This is a genomic window from Pseudomonadota bacterium, assembly GCA_008501635.1.
Classification (GTDB): Bacteria; Pseudomonadota; Gammaproteobacteria; order QQUJ01; family QQUJ01; genus QQUJ01.
Genome location: QQUJ01000027.1, coordinates 23,339 through 47,476, shown reverse-complemented (window position 1 = coordinate 47,476; position 24,138 = coordinate 23,339). Strand labels below are relative to the sequence as shown.

The window sequence follows — 24,138 nt, the reverse complement described above, 5'->3', positions numbered from 1 at the left end:
TTTATGAGTGTGACCCGAAGAGAATTCCTCCGCGGTTTGACCGCAACCAGCGGTGCCTGCCTCGCTGCGGCCATGGGGTGGCTCGCGCCGCTGCGGGTATTCGCCGCGGCGGATCGCGCGGCATTTGCGGCGGACGGGCTGGAGAAGGTGCTTGCCGAGCTCGGTGCGACTGGGGCGACGGAAACCACCGATGTGATTATCGATGCGCCAGCCGTTGCCAACAACGGTGCCATGGTACCGGTGTCGGTGGACAGCCGCATTGCGGGCACCGAGTACATCGCGCTCATCGCCGAAAAAAATCCTTTGCCGCTCCTTGCGGAGTTTAGCTTTGAACCGGGCGCGGATGCCTATGTGGCGACGCGCATCAAAATGATGGAGAGCGCTGCGGTCAAGGCCGTGGTCAAGGCGCAGGGCAAAGTCTATATCGCCAGCCGGCGGGTGGAAGTCACCATCGGCGGCTGCGGCGGTTGAGCCGCACTCATCTACGAGGACACAATTCATGGCTAACACGATGAAAATGCGGGTGGTGCGCGCGGACGGCTATATCGAAGTCAAGGTGATCATCCAGCATCCGATGGAGACCGGGCAGCGGCGCAACCCGGGTACCGGTGAAAAGATTCCCGCACACTTCATCCACACGATTTCCGCGGCGGTGAATGGGCGCAACCTGGTGACGAGCCGTTGCGGCGGGGGAATCGCACGCAACCCGTTCTTTGCGTTCCGATTGCGCGACGTCAAGGCCGGCGATCGGGTTACGGTGAGCTGGGAGGACACAAAAGGCGAGTCGGGTAGTACCGACGCAGTGGTCGGTTGAGGTGGAGAGACGGGCATGATTCATAAGCGGTTGAAAGCGATAGTGGCGGTGGTGGTGCTGAGCGCGGCGAGTGCGGGCATGGCTGCCGGCGGCAACACGGGTGGCGGCGATCCCGACACGCGCGAGATGCTGCGTCTGCCACCCGATGAGCGCCACCTGGTGCTGCTCGAGATGCGTAACTTCGTGGTCGCGATGCAGCAGATCATGGAAGGGCTGGCAAAGGATGATATGCAGCAGGTGGCCATAGCCGCCCAGCGCATGGGTAGCGGTGCGGCCAATGAAGTTCCTCCCGTTGTCGTTGCGAAGTTGCCCGATACCTTCAAAACTCTGGCGGGCAAGGTCCATGTCACCTTCGACACCATCGCCCTCGACGCCGAGGCGATGAGCGACATTGGTCATACCGTGGGTCAGATGGCGGAACTTGCACAGTTTTGTGTCGCCTGCCACGCCATCTACCAGATCGATCGCGAGGCACCAGGCATGGCGCAGCAATAAAGATCAATCCAAAGACCCTTGCATCGAAGATGAGGCTGCAGTCACCACTTCACATTCCATGCAAACATAGAGCAGCCTCGTCAGCAAGGGTCGGGTTTGTGCAATAGTTTTGTCTCTTGCGGCCGCTGGTTGTCGAACGCCTCTGCGGTTCCTGGTAGTCTTCGCGGGCAACGCTGCAGACCGACGGCATAGTGCCAATACCAGCCCTGAAATTGTTCAGGGCGCCACGCTGTGCCTCACAAGGCAACTCCTAGACTCCGCATAGAGTTGTCCGGCCCCAACACCGCTACTCGGTCCCGAATCCATCTGCGGGTGCCTGCCTCGCAGGCGTGCGAGCGCCGTTTTATCGGATGCTCGATACGCTGTCGATGTCTCCGGTCGTGTTGCCACGAGCATATCCTCCCAGAATTCAGCTGATCGATCGCCATCACGCGGTGGTACACCTGCGGTAACCGTTCTCGGCAGGCGACAATGCAGTCCGTTGGGGTATGCCGCGGAGTTTCAGCGGGAGCCGGTACCGCTCCTCATGAGATTGCAAAAAATCCCGCACCTTGGATCGAGCTCTAAGCGATTGCAATTTGTCCCCCAAGTACGGATTCTTGATTGCGGTAACTTGTTGTTCTATAAAGCAATACCATTCTGGCATGTTGACTGCATAGTAGTTGCCGGACAGTGCGGCGAATCGCTGCCAGTGCAGGGGAACCACCCGCTGGCAATGCGGCTCGGGAGCGCGGGGGGATGGTCGCCCGAGAGGTCGGAGGTTGCCAATTGAGCGGGCTGTACCGTCATTCCTGGAGCAAGCGGGGCATTGAGACTGGCTGCGAATGCAGTCCTCGTGGTATCCGTACTCGAAGGAGGTACAGATCCCATGAGAGTTTCCTGGCTGAGGCGTTTTCGTAAAAGGGACCCGGTGCCACCGGCTCCTGTTGTGACGCGAGATATCGAGTTACCTGGCCTCGGTTCGATTACGGTCTCGCGCAGCATCGATTGTACCGGTGACAGTTGCCCGAGGCCGCAGCTGCTGACCATGAAGACGCTGGAGCAGATGCGGGAGGGGGAGATCATGGAATTGCTCTCCGACAATCCGGCCTCGGTGGAGGCCATTCCCGCCATGATGCTCGTTTTGTACAGCACGCATTTGGCGACGATAAAAGGGGACGGTGGCTGGCGTATCTATGTGCGCAAGGGATTGTAGATACAGGGTCGGCACCGGTTACAACGCTGCATCGCGATTGCAACGACATCGCAGTGACATTTAATGAGTGGAGAAATGAGCAAGAATATCGAAGCCGTCGAACTGAGTGCGCCGAATACCGAAAGCGGTTGGATGGGGCGTAAAGGCGCGATCTACGCCGTGGCAATTGTAGTGATGATCATACTTGGCTCCCTTTACGCTCTGGCGCGGGATGCCCGTTTCGTCTATCTGCTGGCCTATGTCTGGTTCGGCTTGATCTACGGTCTGCTGCTGCAGTACGGGCGCTTCTGCATGGCCTCGGCGGTGCGTGATCTGTTCGCGGTCGGCGTACCGCGCATGGCCGTGGGAGTAATGATCGCGGTGGTGCTCTACTCGATGACCTCGGCTGCGGTGAGCATCGCTGGATTTTCGACATTTCATCCCCATCCGATTGGGTGGCATGTAGTCATCGGCGGTCTGATATTCGGCTTCGGTATCGTCTTTACGGGAGGCTGCGCCTCCAGCTCGCTCTACAAGAGCGGTGAGGGAAATGTCGGATCGATGCTGGTGCTGGTCTCCATCTCATTCTCTCAGGCCGTCATCGTAGCAACGGGTGGCTGGCTGGATCGTCTGGTACCGGCTGCGTGGACCGAATCGGCGGCAGCCAAAGGGATGCCGGAATCGTTGAGCGTCACTGAGGGCTGGTTCGATCAGTTTATCGCCGGATATATATGGGACCTGAAGGGTGCGACGTTGGCCGATCGGCTCGGCATCGGTGACGGGGCGTACGGCGTTTTGGTGGGTAATATGCTGCTCGGCGCGATTGTGCCGACGCTGCTGATTCTGCTTTTCCTCTATGTGGCCAATTATCGTAGGGGTTATATGCGCCGCCAGCGCATCGAGCAGCCGACTCTCCACGATCACGTGCGTGGCATCTGGGCCATGTTTACCTCATCGAAAAATACCGCCATCGCCGGTTTGGGTCTGGGTGTTTTTGCCGGGATGCAGATGTGGGTGACGGGCGCGTTGCGTGATCACTATCAGGTGTTCAATTTCGGTGAACTGCTGGCAAATATGGGGATTAGCAAAGGACTATCCATTCAGGACACCGTGTTCGATCCCGGATACTGGTACATCACCACACAGGAAGCCCAATGGGGCGGCTGGGTGCTGGAGCGCGTGGGCATCAACATGACCGACAACGTATTTTTCGGTTTGGATAACGGCCTCCCCAATCCGCTGATCAACGCCCCCGGCTTCATGTCGATCGGCATCATTCTGGGCGCCGCGGTATTGGCGAACATCAAGGGCGAATTCAAGTGGAAGATGCCCAATATGGAGACGGCGGTACTGGCAATCGCCGGCGGTTTTTTAATGGGGCTCGGGGCGCGTATCGGCATGGGCTGCAACATCGGTGCGTTCTTCGCCACCGTCACCAACGGTGATTTGAGTGGCTGGGTCTTTCTTGTCGGCATGGTGCTTGGGGGTTATTTGGGGGTGAAACTGTTCAGCTGGTGGATCGACTGGCGCGCAAGCCGTCAGGATGATTTTGCCCTTTAAGGGAAGGTCTGAATGAGTCCGTCCCAGGCTTGTTCATGTCACGAAAAACGAAAAGTGTGATTTTCACTTTTTATATGCCGATGATTCAGGGTTGTTGGTAAATGTGGGCACTCCCTGTGCCGCGGAAACTCCGTATTTGTTTGGAGCGCGATAGCGGGGCCAGCAAAGTCGGTGGGCATCAATTTCGGGTTTCCTACAGATCAAGCAGGAGATGAAAGATGGCGGTGAAGTTCGAACGGGTCAGTGATGGGGAATTTCTACTCGATGTGTGCAGCTATGTCTGTCCTCACCCGCAAATGTACACCAAGAAGGCGATGCAGAAGATGCAATCTGGCGACGTGCTTACGCTGATTTTTGACAATCCGTCGTCTGGCGAATCGATCATTTCCATGTGTGAATCCGAGGGCAACGATTTGATCGAACGCGACGATAGCGGCGGCACCTTCACCTGGAAGATTCGCAAGGGATGATGCGGTGAGGCTGGGGATAGTCGTTACCGATGATCGCTACGGACGGCAGGCCGAAGGGCTGCTTCGCGCTGCCGCCGCGCGCGGTTGGGAGGTGCGTTGTTTTCTGACAGACAAAGGAGCGAAGCTGCTGGGCGTTTCGAGCTTCGCCGATTTCATTCGATCCACCGACACATGGGTGGCGGTCTGCGAACTGAGTTTGGAACGACTGGGCGATGTCGGTATCGCCAGTGATCTGCTCGAGGATCGGATCGTGGTGGGTGGCCAGTATCAGAATGCCGAACTGGTAAAGAAGAGCGAACGGGTGCTGGTGTTTTAACGATCTGCGGGAGATTTGCATGTCGGAAGCTGCAAAAAGCGTGCTGGTGATCGCCCAGAACAACAAGACGGAGGCCTTGCGCATGGCCAGCGGGCTGACACTGCTCGACGACGAGGTGAAAGTCGCTGTACTTGGCACCCTTGATCAGTCGCACGAGGTACAGATTCAGCTCGAATCGCTGGATTTCGCCGAAGTGCCCATCAGTTACCTGGAGCCAACCGAGGATGCGGTACAGCTCGCCGCGAGTATTCAGGACGCCGATGTGGTGTTCGTCGTATGAACCGCTCCAGGTGTGTTTTGTTTTTGTATCCCGAGGGCATTGCCCCGGGGGCGGGCACCGGATTGGGCCGGACCGCGATCGTTCTGCGCGAACAAGGCGCACCGGTGGAGGAATTGACCATCGACGATAGTTTCGACGCGGTGCTGGATCGCCTTGCGCACGGGATGATTCCCGTTGTAGTCAAGCCGGAACCCTGATGGCGGCTATGGCCAACCACCGCTCGCACCGACCGTGATATTGCAGAATGGCGATAACGCGGGTTCCAGTGACAGCCTGCAATCGTCCAGCGATCGGTGCAATCGATGATAAGAGGAGCTAACTGCCCGTAGCTTAAGCAATAAAGTGACCCATGGGCGTACTGGTACGCGAATTGCTGATGATGCCTTAGGTAGTGCTAATTGCGAGGGGCCTATCTAGGCGATGGTGGATTGTGGTGAAGGGGGAGAGTAACAATGCAAACAAGTAACAGGTGGATAGCGGCGACCCGACAGCTGCGTTTGATGTTGGGATTGTTGACGGCGGCGGTGATGACTGCCGGTCTTGCCGGGTGCGGGGGAAGCGAGGATACGCTGGCGCTTGCCATTACCGATGCCAGCGGCAATCCGGTCGCAGTACAGATCAATACCGCGGCACAGATTGCGCAGGTGTCGGATGACGATTATGACAACAATCTCAATGGCCTGATAACGGGTGCGACGCTCAAGCGCTGGAAGGACAACTGGGTTACCGAGCGTCCCGCAGGTGTTACCGGGAAGCTGGTGATCCTGCAGCTCGCCGCCGGTGCAGCTGGCAATGAATACATCAGTTCCAGTGACCCGAACGTATACACCTACCTGATCTCCAGCTCGGAGCTCGTGCAGACCCGTTCCAACGGCGTGGTCACGACGGTGAGCATGGTGCCGGACGGCGCAACCGTGGATGCATTCCTGGCCACTTACAACATCGATCCCACGCGCGACATGATCGTCTGCGCCATGGGTGGCGGGAGTAACCCACTTGCCATGCAACAGGGTCGCTGCTGGTACATGCTCCGTTACTGGGGCGTGGCCAAGGACCATTTGGCGCTGCTCAACGGTTCGAATGCCTGGCAGGTTACCAGCGGCGGTATGGTGGGCGGGGATTTTGCGGCCACAGCGGATACCGCGCCCGGCACGGGAACCGCCTCGGTACGCCAGTTGCCGCAGGACAATACTGCGCTGCAGGCCACGCTGCAGGATGTGATGGCGGTGACTACAGCCATCGATCAAAACAATCTCAACGATGGGGTTTTCATCTGGGATGCGCGTAATGCTGCCCAGTACGGCGGCACCGGTTTCCAGAACAACGGTTCGCGGGCTGGTCACCCCAACGGCGCATTGTTGCTTGATTACAGCAACCTGCTAGTGGCGGCCGAGGGTTATCGCTACAAGGACAAGGCGGATCTGCAGAACTATCTGAATGGGGATACCGATGGGGGTGGCAACGGGTTCGTAGATGCCATCGGTCTGCTTGGTTCCGGTAACGCCTATCAGTCGGGTGACACCGTCATCACCTACTGTGAAACCACCTTCCGCGCCATGGTCACCGGCGTAGCGACCGGTGTGATCCTGGGGCTGCCCACCCGCTTCTACGACGGCGCCATGACGGAGTGGAACTCCATGTCGAATATCGTTGCCTGGGATGGTATGCCCATCCTGCCAGCCGATTCGCAATGGCGTACAGATACGGTTGATCGCTCGTTCTTTATCCAGGCGGCGGATCCGAACAACATTGCGCCACGCACCATTGACGATCCCTATGCAACCAACGCCCAGGCCATAATTCTCGCCGACAAGAACTATAAACGCGGTTCGAGTGGGGGTAGCGGGAGTGGCGGCGGAGGCGGCCTACCGCCCAATCCCTGCGGCGGTTGAGGCGCTGTCGGTAACAGAGGGCACGGCCCGCAGCGATGCGGGCCGTGCTCTTTTTTTTTACCGATGGGCATGACTGTTCATTGCGATAGCTGTACGTGAGAATGAGGTGATCTATTTTCCGATGGTGCCTGGCAATGTCACGCAATGAAGTTTTTTCAGGTTGGTCGGTGCCCAGTGCTCGGGGAGGCATCCATGCGCATTGAGCAGCGCTTGGCGGCAGGCATATTGTTGGCAGTCGTGGTAGGCGTGACTGTTTGGCTGCTGGTCGATTCATCCCGATCGCGGACCACACAGTCCAGCGTGCGACAATTCCTGGATACCCACTGGCAGCATCCGTTGGCGCCGCAGGGTGATCCACCGGCGGAATTCACTCCCGTGGAGGCTTCCCTGGCCCCCGGCGATTGCGGCCAGTGCCACACGGATCAATATCGCGACTGGTCCTCCAGCCTGCATCATCAAACCATGGGACCGGGAATTCAGTGGCAGTTCGATCTGATGGCGCCCGCCGAAGCCAATCGTTGTCTGCGTTGCCATGCTCCGTTGGCCGAACAGAAGGCCCTGGTGGCTCGGTCGCGGGACTGGCCCAACGCACCGGCCGCACCTCCCCCCGACTATGTGCCCGCGGATCTTGCGCAGCAGGGGCTGGTCTGTGCCGCCTGTCATGTGCGAAAGCATCGCCGTTACGGCCCCCCACCCGGGGAGGAGAGGATTCAGAGTGCTGAAACACCCCACGGAGGATTCGAGAGCGCCACGGCTTTCAGGGATAGTCTGTTTTGTGCCACCTGCCACCAGTTTCCCGACGACGGCCCGCGCTTGAACGGCAAGTTGCACGAGGATACTTATGCCCAGTGGAGTGCCAGCACCCATGCGCGCGAGGGGCGTACCTGCCAATCCTGTCATATGCCGGAACGACGCCATCTCTGGAGAGGCGTTCACGATCCAGCGCTGATACGGCAGGCTTTGGAAGTTGACCTCGATGTGCGTCGATCGGGCTCTGGAGTGGCATACGTGCGCGCGACACTCGTTAACAGGGGGGCGGGACACCATTTTCCGACCTACATGGTGCCCAAGGTGACCGCCATTCTGTATTTGGTGGCGGCGCACGATCACGATCCCATCGAGTTGACACGCGGTGTTATCGGCTGGCACGTCGATGTGCAGCTAACCACGGAGCGATTCGATACACGAATTCCGTCCGGCGGTCAGTTTTCATTGGAAGCGCCGCTGGAGCTGCCTGCCGATTGGACAGGATGGGTGGAACTGCGATTGAAGGTCCATCCGCGCGAGCACTATGCGCGGGTATTTCGCTACATGCTGGGACAGGGTGAACAGGTACCGGCGTCGACACAGGCAACCATCCGTAGCGCATTAAGCGCAGCCGAGGGTGCCAGTTTCGATATCGTGATGGCACGTCAGGCGGTGGAGGCGATTGCAAATTGAGTCTGCGAGATGTGTGCGTCGGGCTATGCAATCAGCAGGGAAGCACCGCATAAGCCACAACCTTCTGATTGCATGCAATAAAAGCAAGTTGGCACACGAAATGCCTAATATTTTCGAGGGGAGTATCTGCGGAAACCGGAGCATGCAACGCATTTTGGGACCGATGGTGATCGTGCTGCTCTATCTCTCGGCACTGGGGGTATCGCCGGTTTCAGCTGTGCATAGCGCGGAGGCGAAGAGTGTAGCACCAGGTGTCGACGGAAAACCGACGCCGTCTCAGCGGCTCAAGTACCGACGCGGCCCGGTCTGCATGTGCGGCGTCAACGGAATCAGTGAACAGGACATAAAGGCAGCAGAGCGCCGCCGACTTGAAGAAAGCATGCGCGTAGCACCGGCGAGTGACGATGCTCAGGATCGCCATGACTGATTTGCATCAACAATGAGGAGAAGATAAGCATGTCCATCAACCGATTCTTGCGGGTAACGCACCTGATGCGCCGTATGCTGATTGGAGTGTTTGCGCTGGGGGTCATCACTTTGGTGGCGGGCATCATGCAAGGTGAATCGACGCTCTCGCAGCAGGCGGCCGTTGGGGGTTCCGCTGAGCATGCTGCTCCGGGGTGGGGCGCAGAGGCGCTTAACGATGATCGCGGTGATCATCGCGTCACGTTCAACATCATCCGGCCCGCCAACGCCTGCGGGCTGGGCGCATCCAGCTGCTTCAAATGCCATAACGGCAATCGTGCGGTGGCGCCGGGAATGGATGCCGAGTCCGATCGCTGGCACACGGATCATCGCAGCGTGAACAACTCTTGTGCGGGATGTCATCAGGGCAATCCACGTCTGATGAAGGAGGCGTTGGCCCATACAAATATGCTGGCGAATCCGCTGACAAATCTGGATCAGGCGTGCGCCAGTTGCCACCGAAATACTGATGTCAATGAATTGGCGAAGGCGTATCAGGCTAAAAGTGGGGGGAAATAGGTCATGACAAATAAAGAGAAACAACCCGGCAGTGGGACAACCGGCACCGCCGGTGAGGGCGGTCTGATGAAAACGGTACTCGGCTCCGCGACGCTGGTCATGGGGATGGCAGCGCTTCCCGTACATGCGGGCCCAACCATTCCCTTCGGGGAGCAGGGTTTTATCACTATCAACTACGCGCTACAGACCTGGATGCAGTACCGCGACTTCAGGTCGGCCACCAATAATGCCGACGGATGGGATACATTTCTGCGGCGCAACCGGGTGACACTCTCGGGTCAGTACAACGATTCCATTGGTTTCTACGCTCAGCTCGAAGCCAACGGCGACAGTCGCAATGGCGTGGACGATCGATCGGTATTCTATCGCGACGCCTACATCACCTACGATAAAAGCGATGCAATGCGTTTCATCGTAGGGCGCTTTAAAAACACTTTTTCACGCGAAAACCTCGAGGCATGTCTCGAACCGCTGACCATCGATCGGGCGGAAGTGATCAGCTATACACCTTTTGGAGGTACACGCGATACCGGTATAGCCATGTGGGGTAATCTCGCTGATGCGAGCTTTCAGTACCGCGTCATGCTGTCAGATGGCCGAGAATCCAACAACGTGGCCAAAGACTCACCGCGCGTTACCGCGCGCGCGCACTGGTCGCTATGGGATCCTGAGTATGATTACGGGTACCGCGGCACGTACCTTGGTACACAGAAGGTGCTTACTTTCGGCATTGGTTACGATTTTCAGGCAAACGCCGCCTATGCCGATTTCACCAACCGCCGGGACGCCCAGGACTATTCGGCCTGGACGGCAGATGTATTCATGGAGTACCCCACCGTCAGCGGCGGTACATGGACCGCCTCTGCGGCCTACTTCGACTACAGTGCCGGTAACGCGATCAACCAGGATCCCGATCCCGAACTGCCGCAAAACAGCGAACTGGAGGCGTATTATCTGAAGGCTGGATATATGCTTCCCGGTAACGTGGGCCCGGGTCGATTGCAGTTCTTTTATCGGCATGAAAATTCTGACTATGCGAGCACCTCCCGCTATTACGACAATACCTGGAACAGCATAGGTTTCAATTACTACATCCACGGTCAACAGCTGAAGGTCTCGTTTGAGTATGCTGATGTCAGTTTTGACAGGGAACACCCCAGCAATCCTGCGCTCCAGGATTACAATCAGGCCACTCTGGGGCTGCAGTTTATTTTCTAGGCGGTTGCAGGACGATGCCATTCTGCGTAGTGGCCGTACCCGAATTCGGGTACGGCCACTACGGTTTTAATGGCCTGATTGGTCTGCCATGTCGACGTATCTGGGGGGTATGCCGATTCAAAAAACGGGAAACTCGGTGTAGCAACCGATCGATACCAATTCACTAGCAGAAAATATCTGTCCGCAATTGGTCTCGACGCCTTAGAATAGGTACCGCGAACGAAGTAGTTGATTGAACGCCGATTCATGACCTCGAACCACCGCTGCGCATGAGGTCGGAGTGTGCACCATTTTGTGACACTGCCTTCAGGATTCATACCCTGGCAGCTCTGTCAAAGCTTATCTGGTAGGCCGCTAATGCAGTTTGACCTGATCGTCATCGTCGCACTCCTCGGTTTTTCGCTGGTGCTGGCTGTACTTCAGATACGCAGCAGGGGGCGCCTTCGCGAGCTGCGTCGACATATAAGGGAAGCGCAGGAAGGTAAGCTCGAATCGGTTGCGCAGGCCGGGGGAAGCGGACGCTTTATTTCGGGCCTTATCGACGATTACAACACGATGATAACCACCCTGCATACGATGTTCCGTACGGTCGAGGAATGTCAGGGGAGGGTGCTCAATGAGCGCAACAAGATAGAGGCGATCCTGCAAAGTCTTCCCGGGGTTCTATTAAGCGTTGCCGATGATCTGAGACTCACTACGGTCAACAAGAAAGCCGAGGAGCTGTTCGGTTGCCCGCAAGAGCAGTTGGTGGGCAGAAGCCTTTTCGATTTGTTGCAGCTTTCCGAGGGGGACCGCGAGATCCTGCGCGACGCCTTTCTCTACAAGCTTCAGGTCTGCAACCAGGAAATCGCACTTCAGCTCAACGGACAGCTGCACTGGTTCTCACTCAATATGGCCTTCATCAGCGCCAGTGAAAGCGATATGGGTGCAGTGCTCATTCTGCAGGATATGACAGAGTACAGACAGCTGCAGGAAAGCATGGCCATGCGCGAGAAACTTGTCGCGATGGGCCAGTTGGCCGCGGGCGTGGCACATGAGCTGAATACGCCGCTGGGCAACATTCTCGGGTACTCACAGCTTATCCAAGAGAAACTGGATGATAAGAAAAAACTGATTCGCTACGCACGCGTGGTCAGCGACGAAACCAAACGCTGTTCGAGGATAGTGCAGGATCTGCTCAATTACGCGCGCAAGGAGCAGTGCCATGGTGATACCTGTGAAATCAATGGTCTGATTCAGGAATTGATCGACACATTCATCAGTTGCCGTATGAAGCGCTACAACATCGATATGTCTCTCGACTTGGCACAAGGTGATCTCGTGGCCGAGGGTGACTGCGGCCAACTGGACATCGTACTGACCAATCTGCTGCTCAACTCGGTCCACGCCATCGAGGGGGTAACGGCACCGCGCATCACGATGCGAACCGGTCTGGATGACCACGGGTTTGTACAGATTACGATCGAGGACAACGGACCCGGGGTGGCATCGGATATGCGCGGACGGATATTCGACCCTTTCTTCACCACCAAGGAGGTAGGTAGCGGAAGCGGACTCGGGTTGTCGATCAGCCAGGCGATGTTGTCCAAACGTGGCGGATTCATCAAATACGATCCCGAGTTCCAGGATGGCGCGCGATTCATCATCAAACTGCCCGCGGTTCGGTCAGGGGGGCACTACCTTGCAGGCACCGGATGAACTCATGAATGCTTTCGCGTCACGCACGAGTGATCGGGCAACCATTCTGGTCACCGAAGATGACGCGAACATGCGCGAGTTGGTAGTCAGCGTTCTGGAGGGTCTGAACGCGGATGTGATCGCCGTCGACAACGCACAAACTGCGCTGGACTACCTCGAAAATCATGAAGTAGCGGTGGTGATCACAGATCTTCGCATGCCCGGCGTCGACGGCATAGAGGTGCTTAAATTCGCAAAGAATCATGATCCGATGACCCAGGTGCTGGTGATAACCGGCTACGCTACGGTGGAATCGGCGATTCAGGCGCTGAAGATCGGTGCCTACGATTATGTTCGCAAGCCATTTGACAATGTGGAGCTCTATTGCACGGTTGAGCGCGCGCTTGAACACTATGAACTGAGTCGGGAAAACCAGCGGCTGCGCGCGCAAAACCGCATCTATTCCGAAAGCAACACTCTGATAGGTCGCTCGCAGGCCATGGAGTCGGTGAGTCGCCTGATCGACTCGGCAGCGGCCTATGATTGCAGCGTATTGATTTCGGCACAGAGCGGTTGCGGCAAAGAGCTCGTCGCGCGGCAGATACATCTACAAAGCAAGCGCAACGAGAGACCATTCGTGGCCATCAATTGCGCCGCGATACCGGAGAACCTCATCGAGAGCGAACTCTTCGGTCATCGCAAGGGGGCATTTACAGGGGCAGACCGGAACAAGCCCGGGCTGTTCGAATCGGCCGACGGGGGCACGATATTCCTCGATGAGATCAACAACGCATCCCTGCCGCTGCAGGCGAAACTGCTGCGGGTTCTGCAGGATGGCAGCTACTACTCCATGGGCGACACAGAACTGCACAAGGTCAGTGTGCGGGTATTGGCTGCAAGCAATCGGCCGCTACCCGAACTGATACAAAAGGGAGAGTTTCGCGAGGATCTGTTCTACCGTCTAAAGGTCATGGAGATCGTGATCCCGCCACTGTGCGAGCGGCGGGACGACATTCCTCTGCTTGCGCACTACTTCCTCAATAAGTTTGCGCGCCTGTTTCAAAAGGACGTCAAGGGAATCACAACCCAGGTGCTCGGGTCGCTGCTGCGCTATGATTGGCCGGGCAATGTCCGTGAACTGGAGAATCTCGTTCAACGCATGATAATCCTGACGGAGCGGGACATGATCGATGTCGATGTCCTGCCCCCGGAGCTGAATTCGGCGAAGACGGTGCAGGGGCGCGCGCTGGACTATATCCCGCCGCAAAGCCTCGATGAGATCGAAGCCTATTTCATCCAGAAGACGCTGCGCGAAACAGAGGGCAACAAAGCATTGTCGGCGGAAATTCTCGGCATAGACAAATCGACATTGTGGCGCAAGATCAAGCGCTACGGGCTGGAGGGATGATGAGCTTGCGAACCATGCGCGGTTTAGGTAGCGGCGGTGTCATGCTACTGCTGGCGCTGTCGGCACCTGACGGGGCAACTGCCGGCGATACCGAGGATCGTCTACAACGACTGGAGCGCCAGGTAGAGATGATTATGAATATTCTGTCGGATCGAGGGTTGCCCAAGGATGGCCCCGATGCGCTCCCCGCCGGCCCTGTTACTCCGGATTCAGCGCTGAGCAGGCCGCTGGGTAGTCAGCGTGTGTCACCTGCCACGACGGTCCGTGAAGTCACCGTCGCCTACTATCTGAGTACCACTGCGCTGGATAGGGATGGGCCGCCGCCTACCGCTCCGTCGAGCAGCGGAAAAATTGGTTTTAACGATGCCGTCAGTTTCGATCCGTCGCACTACGATTTGCCGTCGGGCATCTTTTCAGCGTATCAGGATCCGGCCCGGTATTCGGATGTTGGAGTGCTGCTCACTGGCACCATGTTGCTCGATGAGGATGGACCGTATGACTTCGTCCTCCTTCCCAAGCCCGCGCGAGCGGGTGGCTCTGCGGTGGGAACGTCAATGGCAATGCAGCTAAGTGTTGATAACCAATTGTTGCTTGAAAGCGAACCATCGGGCAGTTGGAAGCCGGTGCGTATCCAGGCATCGCTGAAAAAAGGCGAGCATTCGGTGAAGCTGTGGGCAGTGACGCACTCACCAGGATACGGGCCCAGCCCTACCGCCTCACGCCTGGTGGTGTCTATCAAGGGGCCCAGGGATGCGAGTCCGAGACCCTTGCCGTTGGTGGTCACCGAACGCTGAACCATAGCTGGACGCATGGTGGGTATACGGCCCGCCTCAGCTGCAGCGCTGGACGTTGCGGGGTTCCACTGGGGATTGTCCAGTATCCGTCGAATTGACAGCGAGTTGGAGCTTGACGGTACCGAGAGTGGATTTCAGGCGAGGTTTGCCATCGTATCAAGATAGGCTGCTCTGACACTACCACCTCGCCCTATTCGGAGTTGTATCCAAACGCGTGGTGCTGTTGCAGAATTCCAGGACCGCTAGCTACTGAGCCGCCGCCATGGATGCCTACGACGTCGTTCCCTACGATAGCCTGCCGATCCGCGAAACCCATCCTGAACACCTGGCGGTGCTGGGCCGGCTCTACGGCCTGGAGACGCCCGATCCACAGCGCGCGCGGGTTCTGGAACTGGGCTGCGCCAGCGGCGGCAATCTCATCCCCATGGCCTTCTACCTGCCCGATGCGCGATTCGTGGGAATCGATCTCTCCGCGCAGCAGATCCTGCAGGGTCAGCGGCGCATCGCGTCCCTGGCATTGGGCAACATCGATCTGCGCCAGGGTGATCTCGCCATTCTCGGCGAAGAGGATCCGGGCGAGTTCGATTACATCATTGCCCATGGCGTCTATTCCTGGGTGCCGGAGTCGGTGCGCGAAGCGCTGCTCGCCCTGTGCCGGGCACGTTTGTCGGTAAACGGCGTTGCCTACATCAGCTACAACACCCTGCCAGGTTGGCGTATGCGCGGCATGCTGCGCGATATCGCGCTCTACGCGGCGCGTACGGGCGATACGCCTTGCGCCAAGGCCCGGGCGGTGCGGGCGGGGCTGACGCGACTACAGGCGGCGCTGGGCGATCTGGGTGCGTTGAGTGCCCGTTACCTGCGCGCCGAGATACCTGTGCTACTGGACAACCCCGACAGCTACCTGCTGCACGAATACCTGGCGGAGAACAACACCGCCTTTCTCTTCAGCGACTTCTTCGCCGCAGCCGAGCGGCATCAACTGACCTACCTGTGCGATGCCGAACTGCACACCGAGTTCCCGCAACTGCTGGGCGATGCGGCGGAAGCGGCGCTGGCCGATATCGACGATGCCATCACGCTCGGGCAATGGCTCGATTTCGTGCGGGCGCGCAACCTGCGCCGCAGCCTGCTGGTGCGCGACGACGCGCAGCTGGGCGAGGGGATCGATCTTGACGCCTTCACGCAGTTCGCCTTCTTTGCGGATCTCGTGCCGCCCGCCAAACTCGATCTGCGCAAGGCGAAGCGAATCCCCTTCAGACGCCCGGACGGTGAATCCTTCGACGTTGAGCATCCACTTACCAAGGCCGCCCTTGTGGAACTGTGCACCCGCTATCCCGACGCCGTGCGGATGAACGACCTGTTGCCGGCAGCTTCCCAGCGGTTGGTCGCCGAGGGTGGCGAACGCTACGTTGCGCAGAGCGGGGAGCTGTTTGCGGAGTGGTTTGCGCTGTTCACGCGCGGCGCGGTGCGCGCACGTCTCGCGCCGTTTCACCATCGGCGCAATTCAACGGTAGCTCCCAGACCGAATGCGTTGGCAAGGGAGCAGATCGACGCGGGTGAAGCTCAGGTAACCACGCTGCATCACGAGGCGTTTACGCTCGACGCGTCGATGCACAAATTCTTGCGTTCGCTCGCTGGAACGCCGCCTTCGGCGTCGGCAGAGAAAACGCACTGGCTGGAACAGTTCGCGCGTTATGGTTTGCTGGAGTAGGGTGGTAGGTGCAAAAGCCCGGGTCAGAGCACAATTGACGCTGATATTCGCAACCATCCCTCTATTCCAGGACTGATCCGAGCAACGCAAAACTATAGCTAACAGGGGTTGGCGAGAATCCGGGTGTGTTCTCCTCTGATTTTCTTCCTGCCCGTCGTCTCGTGCCGAAAGGAACGTAGCTCCCGTGAGTCACAAGCATCGCAATCCGCCGTGTGCAATCTTTACCGATCCCATCAGCGGCAACATCCATTGGCGCGAGGTGGAGTCGCTGCTGCACCACCCCGGTGCAGCGTTGAAATCGCACTCCGGAACCACGGTGCCTTTTGGGGTCGGACGGTGTCGAAGCGGTGTTACATCGGCCGCATCACACCAGTGTGCTCAATCGGCAACACATCGGGCATCTGCGCGAGTACCCGGCGCGTGCCAAGGTGATCCCTTCGCAATACGAAAGCACGGACTAGTGTTCAACACTCAAGAACTCTCGACAGCGGTGCTCGTTGCCACACTCTCGGATTTGGCGATCCTGCGCCGCGCCATCAGAGTATAGACTGCCGGGATCACGAACAGCGTAAAGAAGGTCCCCACCAGGATACCGCCGACAATGACCCAGCCGATCTGCTGGCGGCTCTCCGCGCCGGCACCGGTGGCAATGGCCAGTGGCACGGCGCCGAGGGTCATGGCGCCGGTGGTCATCAGGATCGGGCGCAGTCGCAACACCGCGGATTCGATCACCGCAGAGATCTTGTCGCGGCCCTGTTCCTGCAGCTGATTGGCGAACTCCACGATCAGGATGCCGTGCTTGGTGATCAGTCCGATCAGCGTCACCAGACCGACCTTGCTGTAGATGTTGAGCGTGCCGCCGCTGAGATACAGTGCCAGCAGCGCGCCTGTCATGGCGAGCGGAACGGTGACCATGATAATCAGTGGATCGACGAAGCTCTCGAACTGGGCGGCGAGCACCAGGTAAATGAAGCCCAGCGCCAGCAGGAAGGTGATGGCAAGACTGGCGCTCGATTCCTTGAATTCGCGCGTGATGCCGGCGTAGTCGATGCGCACATCGGGTGGCAAGATCTCGCGGGCAACCGCTTCGAGCTGTTGGATCGCCTGGCCCTGGGTGTAGCCGGGATTGAGGCTGCGTGCGGTGATGGTGGCCGAGCGCATCTGGTTGAAGTGGTTGAGCTCCTTGGGTGCGACCGTCTCCTCGACGCGGATCAGGTTGGCGAGCTGCACCATCTCGCCCTGGCGGCCACGCACGTAGACCTCGCTCAGCGCCTGCGGATCGGCGCGATCCACGTCGGCCACCTGCACCATCACATCGTACTGCTTGCTGTTGAGCTTGAAGCGCGTCACCTGACGCCCGCCAAACAGCGTCTCCAGCGTGCGTCCCACCTCTTCGACCGACAAGCCCATGTCGGCCACCTTGTCGCGATCCATGGTGATGCGCAGCTGCGGCTTGTTGAGCTTGAGATCGCTGTCGAGGTTGTTGAAGGCGGGTTGCTCCAATCCCTTGGCGATGATCTGTTCGGCGTATTCGGCCAGCTCGGAGTAGGGGCGTGAGCCCTGAATCACCAGGTCGAGGGGGCTGGAGCGCACGCTCTGGCCGAGCGGCGGCGGATTGCTGGCGAAGGCCATGACACCGGGGATACCGCCCCATAGTTTGCCGCGCAGTTCCTGGGCGATCTCCTGCTGTTTGCGGGTGCGCTCTTCCCAGGGCACCAGTTTCACAAACATCAGGCCCTGCGAAACTGTGGGGAACCCGGAGACCACGAAGTAGCGGTTGACCTCGGGTATCCTCGCCACGATGCGCTCACCTTGGCGTGTATAGCGGTCGGTGTAGTCGAGCGTGGCGCCCTCGGGACCGAGGAAGACGACGAAGATGGTGCCCTGATCCTCGACCGGGGCGAGTTCCTCGGCGAGTTGTTGATAAAGCGGAATGCCTGCGGCGAAGACGGCAATACCCACGGCCACCATCAGCCAGCGCAGCCGCAAACCGACGGTGAGCAGGCGCTGGTATCCACGGGTGATACCGCTCAGGGATCTCTCGATGATGCGATAGACGACACCGTGCTGGGTTTGGTGGCGCAGCAGTTGCGAACACATCATCGGCGTCAGTGTCAGTGCCACGAATCCGGACACCAGCACCGCGCCCGCCAGGGTCCATGCGAACTCGGTGAAGAGCTTGCCCGTCGTACCGCCCATGAACCCTACCGGAACGTAGACTGCTACGAGGGTCAAGGTCATCGCCAGCACGGCAAAGCCGATCTCTTTCGAACCGGCGAAGGCGGCGCGCACCCGCGGCTCGCCGTTCTCCATGTGGCGGAAGATGTTCTCCACCATGACGATGGCATCGTCCACTACCAGGCCGATGGCGAGCACCAGCGACAGCAGCGTCAGCGTGTTGATGGTAAAGCCGAAGGCGTACATCACTGCAAAGGCGCCGATCAGTGAGACCGGTATGGTGACCATCGGGATCACTACCGCGCGCAGCGAGCGCAGAAAAAGGAAAATGATCAGTACCACCAGTACCACCGCTTCGGCGATGGTGGTGTAGACGTTCTCGATCGACTTCTCGATGAAGACCGATTTGTCATGCGCGATCTCCACCTGCATCCCGTCGGGCAGAGTCTGGATAATGGTGGGGAGCTCGTCGCGCACCGCGTGGGAAACGTCGAGCGGATTGGCGGTCGCCTGCTTGACCACACCCAAGGCCACGGCGAGTTCACCTTTGAAGCGCACGTTGCGGCGTTCGTTGAGGGGGCCGAGTTCGGCCCGCCCGACATCCTTGAGGCGCACCAGGTAGCCTTTCTCCTCGCGCAGGATCAGGTTGGCGAACTGCTCGGGGGTGCGCAGATCGGTTTCCGAAAGCACGGTGAACTCCCGCTGCGCACTTTCAATGCGCCCGGCCGGAACTTCCACATTTTGACGACGCAGCGCGTTTTCCACATCCTGCGGCGTGACGTGGTAGGCGGCCATGCGCGTGGGATCGAGCCACAGGCGCATGGAGTAGGTGCGGTCGCCGAAAATCATCACCTGCGCCACGCCTGCCAGGTTCTGCAAACGCTCCTTGACGTAGCGGTCGGCGTAATCCGTTACCTCCATGGCGTCGTGGCGGCTGGAGGAGAAGGCAAGGTAGATGATCGGCTGGGCGTCGGCCTCGGTCTTCTGGATCACCGGCTCGTCGATCTCGGCGGGCAGCTTGCCGCGTACCCGGCTGACCCGGTCGCGCACGTCGCTGGCGGCGCTGTCGGGATCGCGGTTCAGTTTGAAATTGACGGTGATCTGGCTCAACTCCGAGCGGTTGTTCGAGGTCATTACATCGATGCCCTCGATGCCGGCCAGCGACTCTTCGATCACCTGCGTGACCTGCGCCTCGATGAGTTCGGCGCTGGCGCCCTTGTAGGTGGTCTGCACGGTGACCACGGGGGGGTCGATGTTGGGGTATTCGCGCACCGACAGGCGATCGTAGGCGATGAGGCCGACGAGCAGTACCAGCAGGCTCAGCACGGTGGCAAAGACCGGACGACGGATGCAGATCTCGGAGATGACCATGTCAGGAATCCTGTGCAGGGACCACGCGCACCGGCGCGCCGTCGCGCAGTTTCAGATGGCCCGCGCTAACCACCTGATCGCCGCCGTTGAGTCCTTTCACGACCTCGACCTGAACGCCCTGGCGCAGGCCGAGCGCGATTGGTGTGAGCATCGCCTTGTCCTCACGCACCACATAGACGAAGCTCTCGGCGCCGCGGGCGAAAATGGCCTGCTCGGGGATCAACAGCGCATCGCTGCGCTGCTCGGTGACCAGCGAGACGCGGGCGAATAGCCCCGGGCGCAGTTTGCCCTCCCGATTGGCGATACGCGCGCGCAGTGCCACGCTGCGACCCTGGGCGTCGATGCGCGGGTCCAGCGCGTAAACCTCACCCTCGAATACCTCACCGCGGTAGGCATCCACCTGAACCTGGATCGGCTGACCGGTGCGCAACCTGGCGAGGAAGATCTCGGGTACCCGAAAATCCACCTTCACCGGGTCCACATCCTCCAGGTTGACGATCGCCTGACCTGGTGTCACGTATTCGCCGACGCTCACCTGGCGTAATCCCAACAGGCCGCTGAAGGGGGCGACGATGCGCGTTTTTTCGAGCTTGGCATGAGCGAGAGCAACGCGCGCGGTATCGGCCTGCAATGCAGCGAGACTCTCGTCGCGTGAGCGGGCACTGCCCGAGCCTTTGCGGAAGATATCCAGCGCGCGGTCGTAGTTGCTCTTGGCCAGACTCAGGTCGGCTTCCGCCTGGTCGAGTTCGGCACGTGCGATGGAGTCGTCGAGGCGCAGTAACAGCGCCCCCGCCTCCACCGGCTGGCCTTCGCTGAAGGCGACCTGCGCGATGCGCCCGGCTATTTCAGGCCTGATCACCACCGATTCGTCTGCCTGCAGCGTGCCTACGGCGGTGATGGTTGCAGTGACGTTGCCGGTTGTCACCATGGCTACCTCGACGCTGGTCGGAGGCGGTCCTTGGACCGTGACTGGTTTCTTGTCGTCAGCGGCACTGCCAGGGCCGATTGCGGCCAGGGTTGCAGTGGCGATCAGCAGCGGGACGATGGCGGGTTTGATGGTCATCAAGGTTTCGCTTTCTTTAGGGGAGCCGAGTCCGGGTGGGCAGCTCCAACGAGCAGTTGCGTAACGCTCCGCGTAAAGGCCTGCGGAGTGCGCAGTGCAGGGTGGTCTCCGAGTTTCGGCAGAATGTTGTGCAGTTGAAAGTAGAACAGGTTGGCCCCCAACAGGGTCATTGCCAATGTCGTCGTTTCGCTTTGTCGGGGCACTACATGGGCATTGCGCAGCTCATCGATGGCGCTGATAACAGCCATCATGACTTCGCTGGCGATCTCTTCGGCCAAGCGGCGCTGGGTGGTGGGCTGGGGATCGGAGAGCGCACGCAAAAACAGCCAGGTGGTGCCCGGATCTTGCAGCAGTTGAATCAGGTGCCGAAGCGAAAATTCACTGAGACCGCTTGCCGTGGTCTGACTGGAGAGCGTCGCGAGCAACTGGCGAAACTCCTCCGCGGCCTCCTCGAGCACGGCGCGATAGAGGGCCTGCTTGGTCGCGAAGTGATGGAAGACGTTGGCCTTGCTGACCTCAGCGGCATCCGCGATCTGCTGGATAGAGACGCCGCTCAGCCCGCGCTGGGCAAACAGGGTGCGCGCCGCGGCCAAGATGCGTTCGGCACCGGGGCAGCGCGCGGCAGGCGTGACTGCCTCAAGGGGGGTTGTGGTAGGCATGGGTTGTCCGCTGACCAATCGGTCAGTAGCTTAGTTGGCCAGTGTGGTAATGACAAGACGCCGCTGTGGAATCATTTAGCGGTCGGTTGATCGGTCTCCGTTGCCGAAGTATCGGGTGCATTGTTCGCAAAACCACTACTGCCGTTGTGTTTGGTGGGTGGCTTATCCCCCGATTGGCCACTCGGTGACGGTGTTACCGTCGCGCGATGGATGGTCACCCCTGGGTTGGGATTGGCGAGAGGACGATAGTCTGATCGACCAACCGCACGTTCGCGGTGGCGGAGTGTCCGCGGGATGCGCTGTTTGGCAGTATCAACGGTTTCGGCATCCGCTCCGCCCGCCGCACCCTGGGGATTGCCAGTTTGTGTCCGACCGGTAGGCGGGCGTCGTCCCTGCCGCCCGTCGCCGAAGCGCACCGCGCCGGATTCGGTATCGATCTGATAGCTCGGGGCGCTAACCGTACGGTGTTTCGCCGTGTGCTTGGCAGCTGGAGCCGGCGGCGCTACGGACGACTGGGAATGGGCACTGGCCATCGTCGCCAGCGCCAGCAGAGCGCAAGTTGAGAGCAGGGAGCTGCGTGCCGGCATGAGGCGATCCCAATGGAGTATGGGACTCAGTATAGCCATTGTCGCGGCGTGTGCGGAAAACCGCCCGTTCAAAAAAGAAGAACCCCGCACCGGGCGGGGTTCTCGATAATCAGGTACTTCGCGAAAAACGGGTTTACGCCGGAACGACGTTGCTCGCCTGCGGGCCCTTGGGGCTGTCCTGAACCTCGAAAGTGACCTTCTGGCCTTCCGCCAGAGTCTTGAAACCCTGAGCCTGGACGGCGCTGAAGTGTACAAACACGTCGGATCCGCCATTGTCGGGGGTGATGAAGCCGAAGCCTTTAGATTCGTTGAACCACTTAACGGTACCAGTTGCCATAACTATTCCTAACCAAGAAAAAAAGGATCTATCCGGGCAGATACGAGGTGAGATGTTCGGAGGCGACACAGCGGGGACCAACCAAAACGTCAACGACCTTAAACTGCCGCGCAAGAACTATACGATACTCCCCCCAAGTCAACCAATTGTTTTTTAATCGTTCAGGAATAAGCGGTTGTTGATGTAGGCTTGACTTCAGTAGTAACCCATTCGGCTGTTTGCCGATCAATTTTGAGGGAGGTTATGGCGTGACTGAAGTACAGTTTGTTCCGGGTGATGTGGTGTTGTTGCAGGGTGAGGCCTACCAGGTGCTTGAAAACCTGGGCGACGAGGGGATGGTGATACCTTTTCCTTCGGAGGAGGTCGAGCCCTTCCGACTGGAGTGGATAGTTGAGGGTGAACGGGCGCGACGGATCGGCAACGAACCGCTGCCGGCGCCGACGCCCTGTTCAAGTGGCGAGTGCCCGACCCAGGGTAATCCGGTCAAGATGCATTTTACTCCCCGCAAGCAGCAGTAGGGCTACATGGAGCGCGACGCTCTCGGGCGTTTGCTTGGTTTGCTGGGACAGCCCACGGCGCCCTTTCGCGAAATGTGGGTCGCGGCTGAGGTGGAGCGACAACTCAGCGAGAAGAGGGTCCCGTTCTTCACCGATCCCCATGGCAACCGCGTGGTGGGGGTGCGATCGGCGCGCGAGTACCGGGCGCTGGTGCGATCATCTGTCGCCGAACCGCTGCGCTTCTTCATCGCGCATATGGATCATCCCGGGTTTCATGGTCTGCGCTGGCGCGATGAGCGCACTCTGGCAGTACGCTGGTATGGCGGCGGTCCCGTGCGTCACCTCAGGGGCGCCCGCGTGTGGCTTGCCTCCGATACTGCTCAGCTGGGCGAGGGCCGCATCATCGCAACGCAACTTGCAAAAAGCGGCCGCTCGCTGGAGCGCGCCGAGATTCGCGTGAATGATCCGGCTTTGGAGCAGCACGCCGGCCGCGCCACCCGGATCTTCGGTGGATTGGACTTCAGAGCGCCGGTATGGCGGAGTGGCAAGCGGCTGCACACGCGTGTCGCTGACGATCTGGTGGGCGTGCATGTCATTGTCGAGATGGCGCGGGAGATCCATGCCACTCGCCGTAAATCGCCTGCCCCGTTCATCGGTCTGCTGACCCGCGGCGAGGAGGTCGGTTATGTCGGCGCGATACGTCATCTGGAACTGGGCTGGCTGGAGCGTGCGCGCCGGCCGCTGTTGGCGGTCAGTCTGGAAGCGTCGCGCACCCTGCCGGGTGCAGAGATCGGTAAAGGGCCGGTTGTGCGCCTCGGTGATCGGCGTACTGTGTTCTCGGCCACCGCGCTGCAGCAACTGACAGAGATGGCGGCCAAGATACTGCCCAAGCGCCATCAGCGCCGCTTGATGGACGGCGGCGCATGCGAGGCGAGTGCTGCGATGGCCTGGGAAATCCCTACCGTGGGGATCTCGGTGCCGCTGGGCAACTACCACAATCAGGGATTCGAGGGGGGACCGGATTGCGTTAAAGCGAACGGACCGGCACCGGAATTCGTCCATCTCGACGACGTCGGCGATACCCTGCGATTGTGTCGGGCGCTGGTGGAGTGTCCGCTTGCCGACACGCACCCCTGGCAGGCAGTCAGACAACGGATGCAGCGCAACGCTGATCGTTATCGCCGGCAGCTGGCGAACCTCATCTGACTGA

General features: G+C 59.4%; 25 protein-coding genes and 1 pseudogene. 21 read left to right on the top strand and 5 right to left on the bottom strand.

Translation table 11 applies throughout. The features are described 5' to 3' along the window. Positions 1-3: 3 nt before the first annotated feature. The 19 genes and pseudogenes from soxY (at position 4) to DWQ09_16030 (ending at position 16,697) form a co-directional block, all read left to right on the top strand. A complete protein-coding gene (gene soxY / locus DWQ09_16120) occupies positions 4-471 on the top strand; it encodes a thiosulfate oxidation carrier protein SoxY (GenBank protein ID KAA3626551.1) in 468 nt (155 codons plus the stop codon). A gap of 28 nt (positions 472-499) precedes the next feature. Next, complete coding sequence (gene soxZ / locus DWQ09_16115; GenBank protein ID KAA3626550.1) at positions 500-814, top strand: thiosulfate oxidation carrier complex protein SoxZ; 315 nt, start codon at positions 500-502, stop codon at positions 812-814. A gap of 15 nt (positions 815-829) precedes the next feature. Next, positions 830-1,309 carry a hypothetical protein gene (locus DWQ09_16110; protein ID KAA3626549.1) on the top strand — a complete coding sequence of 160 codons (480 nt, stop codon included), beginning with the start codon at positions 830-832 and terminating at the stop codon, positions 1,307-1,309. 868 nt (positions 1,310-2,177) lie between these two features. Continuing rightward, positions 2,178-2,504: a sulfurtransferase TusA family protein gene (locus DWQ09_16105; GenBank protein KAA3626548.1), complete on the top strand. Its 327-nt coding sequence runs from the start codon at positions 2,178-2,180 to the stop codon at positions 2,502-2,504. Positions 2,505-2,636: 132 nt separating this feature from the next. Continuing rightward, positions 2,637-4,043 carry a YeeE/YedE family protein gene (locus tag DWQ09_16100; protein ID KAA3626584.1) on the top strand — a complete coding sequence of 469 codons (1,407 nt, stop codon included), beginning with the start codon at positions 2,637-2,639 and terminating at the stop codon, positions 4,041-4,043. A gap of 218 nt (positions 4,044-4,261) precedes the next feature. Further along, positions 4,262-4,513 (top strand): sulfurtransferase TusA family protein, encoded by a 252-nt coding sequence (locus DWQ09_16095; protein ID KAA3626547.1) that lies wholly within the window; start codon positions 4,262-4,264, stop codon positions 4,511-4,513. Positions 4,514-4,517: 4 nt separating this feature from the next. Continuing rightward, positions 4,518-4,829, top strand: a complete 312-nt coding sequence (locus DWQ09_16090) for a hypothetical protein (protein KAA3626546.1) — start codon at positions 4,518-4,520, stop codon at positions 4,827-4,829. Between the two features lie 19 nt (positions 4,830-4,848). Beyond that, positions 4,849-5,109 carry a hypothetical protein gene (locus DWQ09_16085; protein ID KAA3626545.1) on the top strand — a complete coding sequence of 87 codons (261 nt, stop codon included), beginning with the start codon at positions 4,849-4,851 and terminating at the stop codon, positions 5,107-5,109. Next, positions 5,106-5,306, top strand: a complete 201-nt coding sequence (locus tag DWQ09_16080; protein KAA3626544.1) for a hypothetical protein — start codon at positions 5,106-5,108, stop codon at positions 5,304-5,306. Before DWQ09_16085 ends, DWQ09_16080 begins: the two co-directional genes overlap by 4 nt. A 303-nt stretch (positions 5,307-5,609) precedes the next feature. Beyond that, on the top strand, positions 5,610-7,001 hold the full coding sequence (locus DWQ09_16075) for a sulfurtransferase (protein KAA3626543.1): 1,392 nt from the start codon (positions 5,610-5,612) through the stop codon (positions 6,999-7,001). 144 nt (positions 7,002-7,145) lie between these two features. After that, the gene (locus DWQ09_16070; GenBank protein ID KAA3626542.1) at positions 7,146-8,441 is read left to right on the top strand and encodes a hypothetical protein; all 1,296 of its coding nucleotides are present in this window, start codon (positions 7,146-7,148) and stop codon (positions 8,439-8,441) included. 142 nt (positions 8,442-8,583) lie between these two features. After that, on the top strand, positions 8,584-8,868 hold the full coding sequence (locus DWQ09_16065; GenBank protein ID KAA3626541.1) for a hypothetical protein: 285 nt from the start codon (positions 8,584-8,586) through the stop codon (positions 8,866-8,868). A gap of 29 nt (positions 8,869-8,897) precedes the next feature. Beyond that, a complete protein-coding gene (locus DWQ09_16060) occupies positions 8,898-9,425 on the top strand; it encodes a hypothetical protein (GenBank protein ID KAA3626540.1) in 528 nt (175 codons plus the stop codon). A 66-nt stretch (positions 9,426-9,491) separates the two neighbouring features. Then, complete coding sequence (locus DWQ09_16055; GenBank protein KAA3626583.1) at positions 9,492-10,643, top strand: porin; 1,152 nt, start codon at positions 9,492-9,494, stop codon at positions 10,641-10,643. Positions 10,644-11,000: 357 nt separating this feature from the next. Then, positions 11,001-12,341 (top strand): PAS domain-containing protein, encoded by a 1,341-nt coding sequence (locus tag DWQ09_16050; GenBank protein KAA3626539.1) that lies wholly within the window; start codon positions 11,001-11,003, stop codon positions 12,339-12,341. Between the two features lie 4 nt (positions 12,342-12,345). Next, complete coding sequence (locus tag DWQ09_16045) at positions 12,346-13,728, top strand: sigma-54-dependent Fis family transcriptional regulator (GenBank protein ID KAA3626538.1); 1,383 nt, start codon at positions 12,346-12,348, stop codon at positions 13,726-13,728. Continuing rightward, positions 13,728-14,522: a hypothetical protein gene (locus tag DWQ09_16040; GenBank protein KAA3626537.1), complete on the top strand. Its 795-nt coding sequence runs from the start codon at positions 13,728-13,730 to the stop codon at positions 14,520-14,522. Before DWQ09_16045 ends, DWQ09_16040 begins: the two co-directional genes overlap by 1 nt. 262 nt (positions 14,523-14,784) lie before the next feature. Then, entirely contained in the window at positions 14,785-16,236 is a 1,452-nt protein-coding gene (locus tag DWQ09_16035; GenBank protein KAA3626536.1) for a methyltransferase, read from the top strand. Between the two features lie 184 nt (positions 16,237-16,420). Further along, positions 16,421-16,697 (top strand): annotated as a pseudogene (locus DWQ09_16030) (type II toxin-antitoxin system HicA family toxin). A 10-nt stretch (positions 16,698-16,707) separates the two neighbouring features. On the opposite strand, the gene DWQ09_16025 reads toward DWQ09_16030, so the two are convergent. From DWQ09_16025 to DWQ09_16005, 5 genes are all read right to left on the bottom strand, one after another. Further along, the gene (locus tag DWQ09_16025; protein KAA3626535.1) at positions 16,708-19,785 is read right to left on the bottom strand and encodes an AcrB/AcrD/AcrF family protein; all 3,078 of its coding nucleotides are present in this window, start codon (positions 19,783-19,785) and stop codon (positions 16,708-16,710) included. A 1-nt stretch (position 19,786) separates the two neighbouring features. Then, the gene (locus DWQ09_16020) at positions 19,787-20,848 is read right to left on the bottom strand and encodes an efflux RND transporter periplasmic adaptor subunit (protein ID KAA3626534.1); all 1,062 of its coding nucleotides are present in this window, start codon (positions 20,846-20,848) and stop codon (positions 19,787-19,789) included. After that, complete coding sequence (locus DWQ09_16015; GenBank protein ID KAA3626533.1) at positions 20,848-21,507, bottom strand: TetR/AcrR family transcriptional regulator; 660 nt, start codon at positions 21,505-21,507, stop codon at positions 20,848-20,850. The genes DWQ09_16020 and DWQ09_16015 overlap by 1 nt, the downstream gene beginning before the upstream one ends. A gap of 71 nt (positions 21,508-21,578) precedes the next feature. Then, a complete protein-coding gene (locus DWQ09_16010; protein ID KAA3626532.1) occupies positions 21,579-22,094 on the bottom strand; it encodes a hypothetical protein in 516 nt (171 codons plus the stop codon). Positions 22,095-22,227: 133 nt separating this feature from the next. Next, entirely contained in the window at positions 22,228-22,431 is a 204-nt protein-coding gene (locus DWQ09_16005) for a cold-shock protein (protein ID KAA3626531.1), read from the bottom strand. Between the two features lie 248 nt (positions 22,432-22,679). Between DWQ09_16005 and DWQ09_16000 the strand changes: the two genes are divergently transcribed. Continuing rightward, entirely contained in the window at positions 22,680-22,949 is a 270-nt protein-coding gene (locus tag DWQ09_16000) for a hypothetical protein (protein KAA3626530.1), read from the top strand. Positions 22,950-22,955: 6 nt separating this feature from the next. Beyond that, positions 22,956-24,134, top strand: a complete 1,179-nt coding sequence (locus tag DWQ09_15995; GenBank protein ID KAA3626529.1) for a hypothetical protein — start codon at positions 22,956-22,958, stop codon at positions 24,132-24,134. Positions 24,135-24,138 lie beyond the last annotated feature (4 nt).